The following is a 12,441-nucleotide window of genomic DNA, read 5'->3' on the forward strand; positions in this document are numbered from 1 at the left end:
ACATTTTGTTATACCCCATGTTGAATAAGCATTTCACACCAATCCTTCTCACTGGTACCCTTTAATTAGGATATTAACAGAGGTGAACTTGAATGGTGGAAATGGTTTTGCTGCTCGCTCTTGGACTTTTGTCAGGCGCTTATGGGGTAATGGTGGGAGCAGGGGGAGGATTTGTGTTTGTTCCTGCTCTCTTATTGCTGTTGAAATTGCCTCCTGAAATTGCAGCTGGTACGGGTCTTGTTGTGGTTTTTCTCAATTCCATATCAGGGTCGATGAATTATATACGGCAAAAGCGTGTTCATTTTTCTATCAGTTGGCCGATCATCTTCGGCTCCATCCCGGGAACGTTTATCGGCACTTGGCTGTTGGGAATTATTTCACCCGACTTTTTTTATTGGATATTTGCCGCTGCTTTATTCATGCTCGGGATGTTTTTGCTTTTAAAAAAAGCTCCGGAAGAGCCGGAACATAGTATGAAAGCAGGTTTTTTCAATGAGGGCAGAAACCGTTTAAAAGCTGTTTTTTTATTCATCATCGGACTTTTGTTGGGAACTTTATCGAATTTTTTTGGAATTGGCGGCGGATGGTTGCTCGTCCCCATTTTAATTTATTTATTGAAGATTCGTCCTCACGACGCAACTGCGATTTCTCTTTTTGCATTATCGATCTATTCACTTGTTGGTGCGCTGAATCAAATTGCATTAGGGAATGTTAATTGGACGGCCTGCTTGTGGGGCGGTATAGGAGTGATGATCGGCTCTCAACTGGGAGCTATCTTATCAACAAAAGTGCCTGGAAAATGGATTTTGCAAATGTTGTCTTTTTTGCTGATAGGTGTTAGCATGAAGTTGTTTTTAAGTGTTTAAATTGTAAGGAAGTGATTCCGAATTGGATTTGGAAAGTTTAAAAATGTTTTGTCTTGTTGTTGAGGAAGGGAGCATCAGCCGTGCTGCAAAGCTTGTCTATGTGTCCCAGCCGGCTGTTACGAGAAAAATCCATCAACTAGAGGATTATTATGGAACCCCATTGTTTGACCGTTCGAACGGAAAAATGACTTTGACAAAAGCCGGCAAAATGTTATATCCGATTGCCAAAAATATTGTGGAAGAAATTCAACAATCAAAAGAAGCAGTAAAGGAAATAACCGGACACAAAGATTTTACACTAAGTGTCGGAGCGACGTTGACAATTGGGGAATATCTTTTGCCTAGTCTGCTCGGAAAATTTAAAAAAGAAGTGCCAGATGTAAAGCTTTCATTAGCGATTTCTAATACTCCGGGCATTATTGATCGGCTTGTTGACCGCAAAATTGATATCGGATTTGTAGAAGGAGTTGTAGAAAACAGCATTTTTCATGTAAAAAAGCTTGTCGATGACGAGCTTATTTTAGTATGCGGAAGAGAGCATCCTTTGAAGGAGAAAAAACAAATTGACATTGAAGAGCTGGCAAAAGAAAAAATGATCTGGAGAGAAAAAAATTCAGGAACCCGTCTCATTATCGAAAATACTTTAAAAAAATATGGGGTGTTAGATAAAATAAATTATTATATGGAGCTAGGAAGCACGCAGGCTGTAAAAGCTGCTATAGAATCCGGGCTGGGAATCGGCTTTTTGCCGAGGATTACGGTGTCAAGAGAGTTGAAATACGGCTACTTACATGAATTGAAAATAAAAGATGTGGAAATTAAACGGCATTTATCGATATTGTCTCGGACTGAACGGTTCCGCAAAGAAATTGTTGACGAATTTATTGATTTCATTTATAAGAAAATGGTAAGTTCAGGTTAAAATAATTGTTTTCACAATTAATAAAAAAGGATGAAAAAAGATGGCTTTGATATCCGAAATCGCTGATATTTTGCAACAATCTGAACATGCTGTTGTATTTACTGGCGCAGGGATGTCCACTGCCAGCGGAATTCCGGATTATCGTTCAAAAACTGGTTTGTGGCGCAAAAAGGATCCGAGTAAATTGGCAAGCATTGAAGCGATGGAGACAAACCGTGATGAATTTATTCAATTTTATAAAGAACGCCTTCAATTATATAAAAGCAAATCTCCGAATGAAGGACACTACTTGCTGGCAAAATGGGAAAAGGAAGGGAAGATTCAATCGATTATTACTCAAAACATTGATGGGTTCCATCTCTTAGCAGGAAGCAAAAACGTAATTGAACTTCATGGAACACTTCAAACGTTTCACTGCCACAATTGCGGCCAACGCTTTCTAAATGATGTATACTTGAAAAATCAATATTATTGCGGCTGCGGAGGCTTTATACGTCCTTCCATTACACTGTTCGGAGAGCTGCTTTCGGAAGATGCTTTTAGAGATGCGGAGCTTGAATGTGAAAAAGCAGACGTTATGATCGTGCTTGGTTCATCTTTAACAGTTCGGCCAGCGAACGAAATACCGTTTTTGGCAAAAAGGATGGGAGCAGTATTAGTGATTGTCAACCAAGAACAAACAGACTTCGATGAATGGGCTGATTTTGTTTTTCATAACGATATTTTACAATTTTTGAATGAATTGAATAATCGATTGAACAGGTGAAATGTTAAATGAGAAGGATTTGTGTCATACCTTGCGGAACAAAAAAAGTATGGGATAAAGAGCCCAGTGCAGGTGCTGTTTCCGCAGAAAAAGCGTATATAGGAGTTTTTCACCGCCTTTGCCAGGTGTATGCTAAAAAATTTTTCGATGAATGGGTGATTTTGTCTGCCAAGCATGGCTTTTTGCGGCCAAATGATTTTGTGCCTGGTCCTTACAATGTTTCCTTTAGCATGAAAAAGCATCCTGAATTAATTACAATCAACCAATTGAAGGAACAAGCGGTTGAAAAAAATTTGTTAGATGTAGATGATATTGTTCTTTTGGGAGGAAAGAAATTCCGTCCATATATAGAACAAGTGTTTACAAATAAGACAGCTTTTCATTATCCTCTTTCCGATTGCAAAGGAATAGGGTTTATGCAGCAAAAGTTGAAACAAGCGATTGATTTTGGCCAAGAAATACAAGAATAATGTCATTCAAGTTGTAATGGGGGAGTATTGATGAAAAAGGAGTTTGCCGTAATCGGGTTGGGGCGGTTCGGCGGAAGCATTTGCCGAACGTTATCGGAAGAAGGAGCAGAGGTGCTTGCCATTGATGTGGATGAGGATCGAGTAAACGAATTTGCCAATATTGTTTCACATGCTGTTGTAGCGGATACAACGGATGAAGCCGTATTAAAAAGCTTGGGAATCAGAAATTTTGATCATGTGATCGTAGCCATCGGCGACAATATTCAAGCGAGCATTTTGACAACCATTATGTTGAAAGAACTAGGAGTTAAGCATATAACGGTGAAGGCTCAAAACGACTATCATGAAAAGGTTTTGTCAAAAATAGGAGCAGATACAGTTGTTCACCCTGAACGGGATATGGGGCGGCGGCTTGCCCATAATCTTCTTTCGAACAATGTGTTGGACTATCTTGAGCTGTCGGAAGAGCACAGCATTGTTGAAATTGCTGCTAACCGCAACATTGCCGGCCATTCTCTCATCGAGCTCGATATTCGTGCGAAATACGGAATCAATATTGTTGCGATTAAACGAAATAACGAAATTATCGTATCGCCGCAAGCTACAGAAGTAATCAAGGCAGGAGATATTTTAATTGTCATCGGAGCTGACGTCGATATTGATCGGTTTGAAAAGAAAGTGCTAGGAGAATAATGAAAATTTATATACATTCTTTCGGAGCTTTAAATGTTTCATCCGCATTGGGCAAAATCAAAATCTATTGAAGAATGAACTGAACTTATCCAGTCAAGTAAAAACAATCATTTGAAGCTTACATGGTAATTGAATGAGAAGCAGCTGTCTAGAATGCCTAAAGACAGTTCTTCTCATTCTTTTTTTGTTTGCTGGCTCAAAATCCTTCCTTATTGCAAGAATGTCGTTGTTTTTTCTGGCAATCGAATACATGTCTTCTTTAACTACAAATTGATTTCTTTATTATCTCCCTTTACTGCTGCCACTTGCAGCACCTGCTCCTGAAAAATTCTGATTATGACATTATCCAAGTCGAATTTTTTCATCAAATGTTTTTCAAATAATTGCGTATAAATTTATATGATGGCACAAACGTACATAAAATGTCTTTCTGCTCTTCTATTAAACACTTGTATATCGAAAAAATTAACCATAAAACTTTTCGGTATTTTTCATTTACATGTTTTGATCTCCGTCTTTCTTCTCTGCAAGCACTCACTTTTTCGTTTTTTTATAAGAACTTTTAGCTGACGGCTGCCCGTTTTAAAACCATCTACCTAAAAAAGCAAGAGCGGCCGGATGCTGCGTGTTATGAGCCGACAAAATAACAACTGGACATTTTTGCAAAATAAATCCCTCTTATGTTAAACAGTACGTTCCACTGTCAACACAAGAGGGATCGATCACAAGTTATTACTTAAATTTCCATTATAATTGGCAAGATCATCGGTCGGCGTTTCGTTTTTTCATATAAAAACGGAGCGAGTGTATCGGCGATTTCATTTTTGATTTCCGACCACTGCGTAGTTCTTCTTTCCAATACTTTATTTAAGTGCTTAGTAATCAGTTCTTGGGCATCTTTAATTAAATCTCCGGATTCTCTCATATAAACGAAGCCGCGCGATATAATGTCAGGTCCTGCAGCAATTTTGAACTCTTTCATATTGATGCTGACGACAACGATTACGAGTCCTTCTTCAGATAAAATTTTTCGGTCTCTTAACACAATGTTTCCAATGTCGCCAATTCCGCTTCCGTCAATATAAACGGATCCGGATGGAATTTTACCGGCAATGGATGCTTCGCGGTCGTTCATCGCCAGCACATCTCCGTTATCCATAATAAAACAGTTTTCCTTTGGAACTCCGCAATCGACAGCTAGTTTCATATGCATGATCTGCATTCTATATTCTCCATGAATCGGCATAAAATATTTTGGCTTCATTAGCCGCAGCATTAATTTTTGCTCTTCCTGTCCGCCGTGGCCAGACGTGTGGATGTCATTTAACGACCCGTGAATTACTTCCGCACCGGCGCGGAAAAGCAGATTGATCGTTCTTGAAACCGATAAAGTGTTCCCTGGGATGGGCGATGATGAGAAAACGACCGTATCGCCGGGAATAATTTGGATTTGCCGATGAGTTCCATTTGCAATTCGGGACAGAGCGGCCATTGGTTCGCCTTGGCTTCCTGTACATAAAATCACGACCCGATGAGCGGGCAGACGGTTTATTTCATTTGCATCAACAAACGTATCTTTCGGGCAGCGAATATACCCGAGTTCTTGACCAATTTGGATAGCTGCTTCCATACTTCTTCCAAAAACAGCTATTTTTCGATTGTTTTTAACAGCTGCTTCAGTTACTTGCTGAAGTCGATGAATATTGGATGCAAATGTTGCAAAAATGATGCGGCCGCTTACTTTTCGGAAAATGTCGTGAATGCTTTCGCCGACCCTTCTTTCAGACATTGTAAATTCAGGAATTTCACTGTTTGTGCTGTCCGATAAAAGACAGAGCACACCTTCTTTGCCGATTTCCGCCATTTTAGTTAAATTTGCAGGTTCCCCGACTGGAGTAAAATCAAACTTAAAATCTCCTGTATGAACGATATTTCCTGCGGGAGTTTTGACAACAATTCCATATGAATCTGGAATGCTGTGAGTTGTACGGAAAAAAGTTACGGCAGTTTTTCTGAACCGAATCACATCATCCTCCTGGATGATGTTTAGTTTAGCTTGTCTTAAAAGTCCATGCTCTTCAAGCTTATTGCGAATCAGTCCGATCGCCAGTTTACCGCCGTAGATTGGTACATTAATTTCCCGCAGCAAATAAGGTATACCGCCTATATGATCTTCATGGCCATGTGTGATGAACAAGCCTTTAATTTTTTCTTGGTTTTTTACTAAGTACGTATAGTCCGGAATCACATAGTCAATCCCTAGAAGTTCGTCTTCTGGAAACTTAATTCCAGCATCAATTAAAATGATTTCATCTTGAAATTGCACACCGTACGTATTTTTTCCGATTTCGCCCAATCCGCCGAGGGCGAATGCTGCTACTTGGTCTCTTTTTACAAATTTCATATACTATCATTTCTCCAATACAGAAAAATTTTCGCTTTGTTTTTCAAATTCATAAAACGGACCGCTAATCGGTTGAATATATTCTATGTTTATGGAGCGGCCTTTTAATTTTTCACGAACTTCTCTTTCTGATTCCGCTTCAACGAAAAATGTTTTCGTTCTTTCCCGAACAGGCGGTTCATTCGGGTTTTCCTGATAAAAAACTTTAAACATCATTTGCGTAATCTCTCCTTACTTTCCATGTTAAACTAGCTTTTATTATTATAGTCGATTCTGATGGCAAATCCAACCTTCATTGAAAATAACGAAAACCGGGCTAAAGCCGCCCGGTTTCTTTAAGCAATCGATTTTCTGCGAAGCAATTGCTTCCACTGTTTTTTAATTTTTTTCTTTAAACGTTTTAACATATCAACTCCTCCTCCATTAAGATGTCAAAGTCGAGTCCGATTGTATTTACTTATATTATATGCTATTTTTTTATTTTTTTTATGGCTAAACGTGGAAAAGCTCTATTGACATAAAGCGTTTGCATACTATACCGTTTTGTTTAGTGTAAATAAGGTTTCACGAAAGAGAAAAGGAGATTGAACATGGGGAAAAAATTTATTTTTTTTGATATAGACGGTACTTTATTGGATCATGATAAACATTTGCCGGAATCTACTCTTGACACGGTCTCCCGTTTGAAAAAAGCCGGACATCACGTCGCCATCTCAACCGGCCGCGGCCCTTTTATGTTTAAAAAGCTAAGAGAAGAGCTAGGAATCCATTCTTATGTCAGCTATAACGGACAGTATGTTGTGCATGAAGGAGAAGTCATTTATGAAAATCCTTTGAAGGTCGATGCGTTGGAGCAATTAATCGAAGCGACTGAAAATACTGATTACCCGCTTGTATTTTTGAGTGAAGAAGATATGAAAGCAAATGTGGAAGATCATCCGTTTATTCATGAAAGTTTGAAATCTTTGCACCTCTCGCATCCTGAGTGCAGACCTGATTATTTTCAAGAAAAACCTATTTACCAAGCGCTTTTGTTTTGCAAAGAAGGAGAAGAAGAACAGTTCAATATTTCTGAAGAGATAAAATTTGTCCGCTGGCACCAGCTTTCAACTGATGTTGTTCCAAAAAAAGGATCGAAAGCAGAAGGGATCAAAAAGATAATGGATATGCTTGGCGTTAGCCGTCAAGATGTGGTTGCTTTTGGAGACGGTTTGAATGATATAGAAATGATCTCGTTTGCTGGAACAGGCGTTGCTATGGGTAATGCTGTTTCGCATGTGAAAAAAGTAGCTGATTTTGTTACAAAGCCTGTTGATGAAGATGGAATATTTTATGCTGCAAAGCAATTGCAGTTGATATAAATCAGAAGTCAAAATCAAAAAAAGCCTTGCAAAGGCGATTTCAAATGGTAGTGTGCACAAAAAATTTCTCTTTATGAACAAAAAATCCCGAAAGAACTATTCGGGATTTTTTGCATGGATTTTCGTTTTGCTTCAAAATATTCCGCGGCTTGGATGCCGGGCGCTAACTTCTGGCTTCATCTGTCAATTGGAGTTGCATTTTCCGGTTCTTTAAAAGGATTCTCTTTATTGATCCGATCATAAAACATAATGCCGTTTAAATGATCTATTTCATGCTGAAACACAATAGCGACAAGACCTTTTAAACGAAGGTCGACTTCATTGCCTTCAAGGTCAACCCCTTTGACGCGGATGCGTGCATAACGCGGAACATATCCTAGAACCTCTCTGTCAACGGAAAGGCATCCTTCACCGCTTGTTAAATAACTTTGTTCCACTGAATGGCTTACAATTTTTGGATTGAACAGGCCGTACGAATATAATTTTCCTTTTTCATCCGTCACATGAACGGCAATCATTCGTTTTGATACATTAATTTGTGGGGCGGCAAGACCGATCCCAGGCCGCAATCCATATTTTTCTGCAATCTCTGGATCTTGACTGTTTTTTAAGTATTGAAGCATCTCCGCTAAAATTTTTTTCTCCTCTTCAGAAGCGGGCAATTCCACTTCCTTGGCAACTTGACGAAGAGTTGGATGTCCTTCCTTAATAATATCTTCCATTGTAATCATGGCTAATCACTCCTGAACCTATATCAACAAATTTCATTATACATAAATCTTTTAAAAGAAACAAAAAAGAATTGCCCGAAAATCGGACAATCATCAATTAATAGTTTAAGCAGGCAGCGCCAACAATAATGAGCAAAATAAAAAGCACAGCGATCAATACAAATGTCCAGTTTGAAACTGGAAAATATCCGTATGATGGGTAATGATAAGACGGATTGGAATAATAATGCATCTCTTTCACCTCCACATAAGGACTCCATATCGCCTTATTTAGGGCAAATGTCTATATCATCGTATGATGAAGCAAAATAAAGGTATAGACGTTTGCCTAGAAGACTTCCTTATTTATATAAATTCTTCTGTAATTTATATAGAGAAGCAACACGCTCTCCAGATAAATGATTCGCTTCCGTCTGTATCTGTAATAGTGATACAGAATTATCTGTTGTATTAGTACAGATTTAAAAGTAAAAATATTTCCAATTATCTTGAAAGCGTTTTATATATTGTTTTAAAAATAAACAAATTAATTGACGCATGTGAAAAAAGGGTGTACACTATGAAGTGAAATCGATGTGTATTACTATTTTAAATAAAAAAATTAATACAGTTTGTAAAGCGATCTTGCAATGTACTTGACGATTTTGGCAATTAAAGATCCGCAATGTGTGTCTCCATGAACAATTTGGGGTAATCTAGTTTTATGGATGAATTTAAAGGCTGAGAAAATGAAACGAAGAGGTGTGTTGAATGGCAAAAAAGGCGAAAAATGTTGTCGTTGACAGCGAAAAGCAATTTGATGCGATTCGCAAGGAATTCCAAACGTTCCAAATTTTAAACGAAAAAGGCGAAGTCGTGAATGAAGATGCGATGCCTTCCCTTTCTGATGAAGAATTAAAGGAATTAATGAGACGAATGGTATTTACCAGAGTGTTGGATCAGCGTTCAATTTCTTTAAATCGTCAAGGTCGTTTAGGTTTTTACGCACCGACTGCCGGACAAGAAGCATCACAAATTGCTTCTCATTTTGCCTTGGAAAAAGAGGACTTCATTCTCCCGGGCTATCGTGATATACCGCAGTTAGTTTGGCATGGATTGCCTTTGTATCAAGCATTTTTATATTCCCGCGGGCATTTTCATGGAAACCAAATGCCTGAAGACGTAAACGCTTTTTCACCGCAAATTATTATCGGCGCCCAATATGTGCAAGCTGCAGGGGTAGCATTAGGCTTGAAAAAACGCGGCAAAAAAGCAGTTGCTGTTACGTATACAGGTGATGGAGGAACGTCTCAAGGCGACTTTTACGAAGGAATAAACTTTGCTGGGGCATTTAAAGCACCTGCTATTTTCATCGTTCAAAACAACCGGTTTGCAATTTCAACACCTGTAGAAGTGCAAACTTCAGCTGAAACACTTGCACAAAAAGCTGTTGCAGCTGGAATCCCTGGCATACAAGTAGATGGAATGGATCCGCTTGCTGTTTATGCAGCTGTGAAGGAAGCGCGTGAACGGGCAATAAACGGTGAAGGTCCGACATTAATTGAAACATTATGCTACCGCTACGGTCCGCATACAATGGCAGGAGACGATCCAACGAGATATCGGGCAAAAGAGCTTGATGACGAGTGGGAGGCAAAAGATCCGCTTGTTCGTTTCAGAAACTTCCTTCAAGCAAAAGGATTGTGGAGCGAGGAAGAAGAAAACGAAGTTATCGAAAAGGCGAAAGAAGATATAAAAGAAGCAATCAAAAAAGCGGATGAAACTCCAAAACAAAAAGTGACAGACTTAATCAACATTATGTTTGAAGAAGGAAGCTGGCCTTATAACCTAAAAGAACAATATGAAATTTATAAAGAGAAGGAGTCGAAGTGAGCATGGCGCAAATGACAATGATTCAAGCAATCACTGATGCGTTGCGTACGGAACTGAAAAACGACGAAAATGTGTTAGTATTTGGGGAAGATGTTGGTGTAAACGGCGGTGTGTTCCGTGCAACAGAAGGACTTCAAAAAGAATTCGGCCCAGACCGAGTTTTTGATACACCTCTGGCAGAATCAGGAATTGGCGGCTTGGCAATCGGTTTAAGCACACAAGGCTTTCGTCCGGTAGCTGAAATTCAATTCTTCGGTTTTGTTTATGAGGTTATGGATTCCATTTCTGGACAAATGGCGCGTTTGCGTTATCGCTCCGGGGGCCGCTGGCATGCTCCGATCACCATTCGTTCTCCTTTCGGCGGCGGCGTTCATACCCCTGAGCTTCACGGGGACAGCTTGGAAGGCTTGATGGCGCAGCAGCCTGGTTTAAAAGTCGTTATTCCTTCCACCCCTTATGATGCAAAAGGGTTGCTTATTTCAGCAATTCGGGATAATGATCCGGTCATTTTCTTGGAGCATATGAAGCTTTATCGTTCCTTCCGTGATGAAGTTCCGGAAGAAGAATATACAATTCCGATCGGCAAAGCGGATATAAAACGTGAAGGGAAAGATATTTCGATCATCACTTACGGGGCAATGGTGCATGAATCTTTAAAAGCTGCTGACGAACTTGAAAAAGAGGGCTTTTCAGCAGAAGTGATCGATTTACGTACAGTAAGTCCGCTGGATATAGAAACGATTATTGCTTCAGTAGAGAAAACAAACCGCGCGATTGTCGTGCAGGAAGCCCAAAAACAAGCAGGAATTGCTGCTAATGTTGTTGCAGAAATTAATGAAAGAGCGATTCTTAGCTTGGAAGCTCCTGTTTTCCGCGTAGCAGCTCCGGACACTGTCTATCCATTCTCACAAGCGGAAGATGTATGGCTTCCAAACTACAAAGATATCGTTGAAACGGCTAAAAAAGCATTGAATTTCTAATTGGCTAAAAAGAGGAGCATCATCTTTTCTTCTTTTCGGCCATCAACTGAAAATTATTTAGGAGGTTGAAATCTGTGGCTTTTGAATTTATAATGCCGGATATCGGTGAAGGCATTCATGAAGGTGAAATAGTAAAATGGTTTATCAAACCTGGTGATGAAATCAATGAAGATGATGTTCTTTGTGAAGTGCAAAATGACAAAGCAGTTGTTGAAATCCCTTCCCCTGTAAAAGGAAAAGTATTAGAATTAAAAGTGAATGAAGGGGAAGTTGCAACTGTCGGTCAAGTATTAGTCACAATTGATGCTCCAGGTTATGAAAATCAATCAAAAGGCGATGAAAGCGGTGAAGCAGCAAAAGAAGAAAAGCCTTCCACAGAAGAGCAAAAAGTGGAAAGCAACGCTTCACAGTCTGCTTCAGAAGACGTAGATGTTAACCGACGCGTTATTGCAATGCCATCCGTCCGAAAATATGCGCGTGAAAAAGGCGTTGATATTCGATTGGTACAAGGCTCAGGAAACGGCGGGCGCATATTGAAGGAAGATATTGATGCTTATCTGAAAGGTGGACAAGAAGAAGCAAAACCTGTTGAAAACGTGGAAAAAGAAGCTGCAACAGGCGTATCGGCAGGAGAAAAAGCAGCGCCGGCTCCGGTTGTCCTTGAAGGAGAATTCCCAGAAACCCGCGAGAAAATCAGCGGTATTCGAAAAGCAATTGCAAAAGCGATGGTTAAATCGAAGCAAACTGCGCCACATGTAACATTAATGGATGAAGTCGATGTAACAGAGCTTGTTGCACATCGGAAGAAATTTAAAGCTATTGCGGCAGAACAAGGCATTAAGCTTACATATTTGCCTTATGTTGTCAAAGCTTTAACATCAGCACTGAAAAAATATCCAGTATTAAACACGTCATTTGATGATGAAACAGAAGAAGTTATTCATAAGCACTATTACAATATCGGAATTGCAGCTGATACGGAAAAAGGACTTTTAGTTCCTGTTGTCAAACACGCAGATCGAAAATCGATTTTTGAAATCTCTGCAGAAATTAATGAATTGGCAACAAAAGCGCGTGAGGGCAAACTTACTCCAAATGAAATGAAAGGCGCATCATGCACGATAACCAATATCGGTTCCGCTGGCGGCCAATGGTTTACTCCTGTCATTAATCATCCAGAAGTAGCCATTCTAGGTCTCGGACGTATTTCTGAAAAACCGGTTGTGAAAAACGGAGAAATCGTTGTAGCCCCTGTTTTAGCGCTGTCTTTAAGCTTTGACCATCGAATGATCGACGGTGCAACTGCACAAAATGCGCTTAACCATATTAAGCGTTTATTGCATGATCCCCAATTATTACTAATGGAGGCGTAATAA

The 12,441-nt window shown here is 39.5% G+C and carries 13 protein-coding genes; 9 read left to right on the top strand and 4 right to left on the bottom strand.

Annotated features, from left to right (window positions below; translation table 11 throughout):
* Positions 1 to 92: 92 nt before the first annotated feature.
* From NSU19_RS08375 to NSU19_RS08395, 5 genes are read left to right on the top strand one after another with little or no spacing between them, the layout of a single operon-like run.
* Entirely contained in the window at positions 93 to 866 is a 774-nt protein-coding gene (locus NSU19_RS08375; protein ID WP_094245630.1) for a sulfite exporter TauE/SafE family protein, read from the top strand.
* 22 nt (positions 867 to 888) lie between these two features.
* Entirely contained in the window at positions 889 to 1,788 is a 900-nt protein-coding gene (locus tag NSU19_RS08380) for a LysR family transcriptional regulator (RefSeq protein WP_063389634.1), read from the top strand.
* 40 nt (positions 1,789 to 1,828) lie between these two features.
* The gene (locus tag NSU19_RS08385) at positions 1,829 to 2,554 is read left to right on the top strand and encodes an NAD-dependent protein deacylase (protein ID WP_339195368.1); all 726 of its coding nucleotides are present in this window, start codon (positions 1,829 to 1,831) and stop codon (positions 2,552 to 2,554) included.
* Positions 2,555 to 2,562: 8 nt separating this feature from the next.
* On the top strand, positions 2,563 to 3,024 hold the full coding sequence (locus tag NSU19_RS08390; RefSeq protein ID WP_339195371.1) for a DUF6884 domain-containing protein: 462 nt from the start codon (positions 2,563 to 2,565) through the stop codon (positions 3,022 to 3,024).
* A gap of 27 nt (positions 3,025 to 3,051) precedes the next feature.
* The gene (locus NSU19_RS08395; RefSeq protein ID WP_269467019.1) at positions 3,052 to 3,717 is read left to right on the top strand and encodes a TrkA family potassium uptake protein; all 666 of its coding nucleotides are present in this window, start codon (positions 3,052 to 3,054) and stop codon (positions 3,715 to 3,717) included.
* 736 nt (positions 3,718 to 4,453) lie between these two features.
* Here NSU19_RS08395 and rnjA read toward each other — a convergent pair.
* Together rnjA and NSU19_RS08405 are read right to left on the bottom strand one after the other, a co-directional pair.
* Positions 4,454 to 6,121, bottom strand: coding sequence for a ribonuclease J1 (gene rnjA / locus NSU19_RS08400; protein WP_063389638.1), 1,668 nt, complete (start codon positions 6,119 to 6,121; stop codon positions 4,454 to 4,456).
* Between the two features lie 6 nt (positions 6,122 to 6,127).
* Positions 6,128 to 6,337 carry an RNA polymerase epsilon subunit gene (locus tag NSU19_RS08405; protein ID WP_063389639.1) on the bottom strand — a complete coding sequence of 70 codons (210 nt, stop codon included), beginning with the start codon at positions 6,335 to 6,337 and terminating at the stop codon, positions 6,128 to 6,130.
* A 374-nt stretch (positions 6,338 to 6,711) separates the two neighbouring features.
* Here NSU19_RS08405 and NSU19_RS08410 point away from each other — a divergent pair, with 374 nt between their 5' ends.
* Positions 6,712 to 7,482 (top strand): Cof-type HAD-IIB family hydrolase, encoded by a 771-nt coding sequence (locus tag NSU19_RS08410; protein ID WP_339195374.1) that lies wholly within the window; start codon positions 6,712 to 6,714, stop codon positions 7,480 to 7,482.
* Between the two features lie 176 nt (positions 7,483 to 7,658).
* Here NSU19_RS08410 and def read toward each other — a convergent pair whose 3' ends face one another.
* Positions 7,659 to 8,213, bottom strand: coding sequence for a peptide deformylase (gene def, locus NSU19_RS08415; RefSeq protein WP_339199767.1), 555 nt, complete (start codon positions 8,211 to 8,213; stop codon positions 7,659 to 7,661).
* Positions 8,214 to 8,310: 97 nt separating this feature from the next.
* Entirely contained in the window at positions 8,311 to 8,445 is a 135-nt protein-coding gene (locus NSU19_RS08420; protein WP_082829604.1) for a YjcZ family sporulation protein, read from the bottom strand.
* 518 nt (positions 8,446 to 8,963) lie between these two features.
* Here NSU19_RS08420 and pdhA point away from each other — a divergent pair.
* From pdhA to NSU19_RS08435, 3 genes are all read left to right on the top strand, one after another.
* A complete protein-coding gene (gene pdhA / locus NSU19_RS08425) occupies positions 8,964 to 10,085 on the top strand; it encodes a pyruvate dehydrogenase (acetyl-transferring) E1 component subunit alpha (RefSeq protein ID WP_063389642.1) in 1,122 nt (373 codons plus the stop codon).
* Between the two features lie 2 nt (positions 10,086 to 10,087).
* Complete coding sequence (locus NSU19_RS08430; RefSeq protein ID WP_063389643.1) at positions 10,088 to 11,065, top strand: alpha-ketoacid dehydrogenase subunit beta; 978 nt, start codon at positions 10,088 to 10,090, stop codon at positions 11,063 to 11,065.
* 74 nt (positions 11,066 to 11,139) lie between these two features.
* On the top strand, positions 11,140 to 12,438 hold the full coding sequence (locus tag NSU19_RS08435; protein ID WP_339199770.1) for a dihydrolipoamide acetyltransferase family protein: 1,299 nt from the start codon (positions 11,140 to 11,142) through the stop codon (positions 12,436 to 12,438).
* Positions 12,439 to 12,441: the final 3 nt, after the last annotated feature.

This window comes from Aeribacillus sp. FSL k6-2211 (assembly GCF_037966125.1).
In the GTDB taxonomy this organism is placed as follows: domain Bacteria; phylum Bacillota; class Bacilli; order Bacillales; family Aeribacillaceae; genus Aeribacillus; species Aeribacillus composti.

Bases quoted from the DNA above. Each gene is read 5' to 3' on its own strand.
- NSU19_RS08420 (WP_082829604.1), bottom strand. From the start codon at position 8,445: ATGCATTATTATTCCAATCCGTCTTATCATTACCCATCATACGGATAT.
- NSU19_RS08410 (WP_339195374.1), top strand. From the start codon at position 6,712: ATGGGGAAAAAATTTATTTTTTTTGATATAGACGGTACTTTATTGGAT.
- pdhA (WP_063389642.1), top strand. From the start codon at position 8,964: ATGGCAAAAAAGGCGAAAAATGTTGTCGTTGACAGCGAAAAGCAATTT.
- def (WP_339199767.1), bottom strand. From the start codon at position 8,213: ATGATTACAATGGAAGATATTATTAAGGAAGGACATCCAACTCTTCGT.
- NSU19_RS08390 (WP_339195371.1), top strand. From the start codon at position 2,563: ATGAGAAGGATTTGTGTCATACCTTGCGGAACAAAAAAAGTATGGGAT.
- NSU19_RS08430 (WP_063389643.1), top strand. From the start codon at position 10,088: ATGGCGCAAATGACAATGATTCAAGCAATCACTGATGCGTTGCGTACG.
- NSU19_RS08405 (WP_063389639.1), bottom strand. From the start codon at position 6,337: ATGATGTTTAAAGTTTTTTATCAGGAAAACCCGAATGAACCGCCTGTT.
- NSU19_RS08375 (WP_094245630.1), top strand. From the start codon at position 93: ATGGTGGAAATGGTTTTGCTGCTCGCTCTTGGACTTTTGTCAGGCGCT.
- NSU19_RS08385 (WP_339195368.1), top strand. From the start codon at position 1,829: ATGGCTTTGATATCCGAAATCGCTGATATTTTGCAACAATCTGAACAT.
- rnjA (WP_063389638.1), bottom strand. From the start codon at position 6,121: ATGAAATTTGTAAAAAGAGACCAAGTAGCAGCATTCGCCCTCGGCGGA.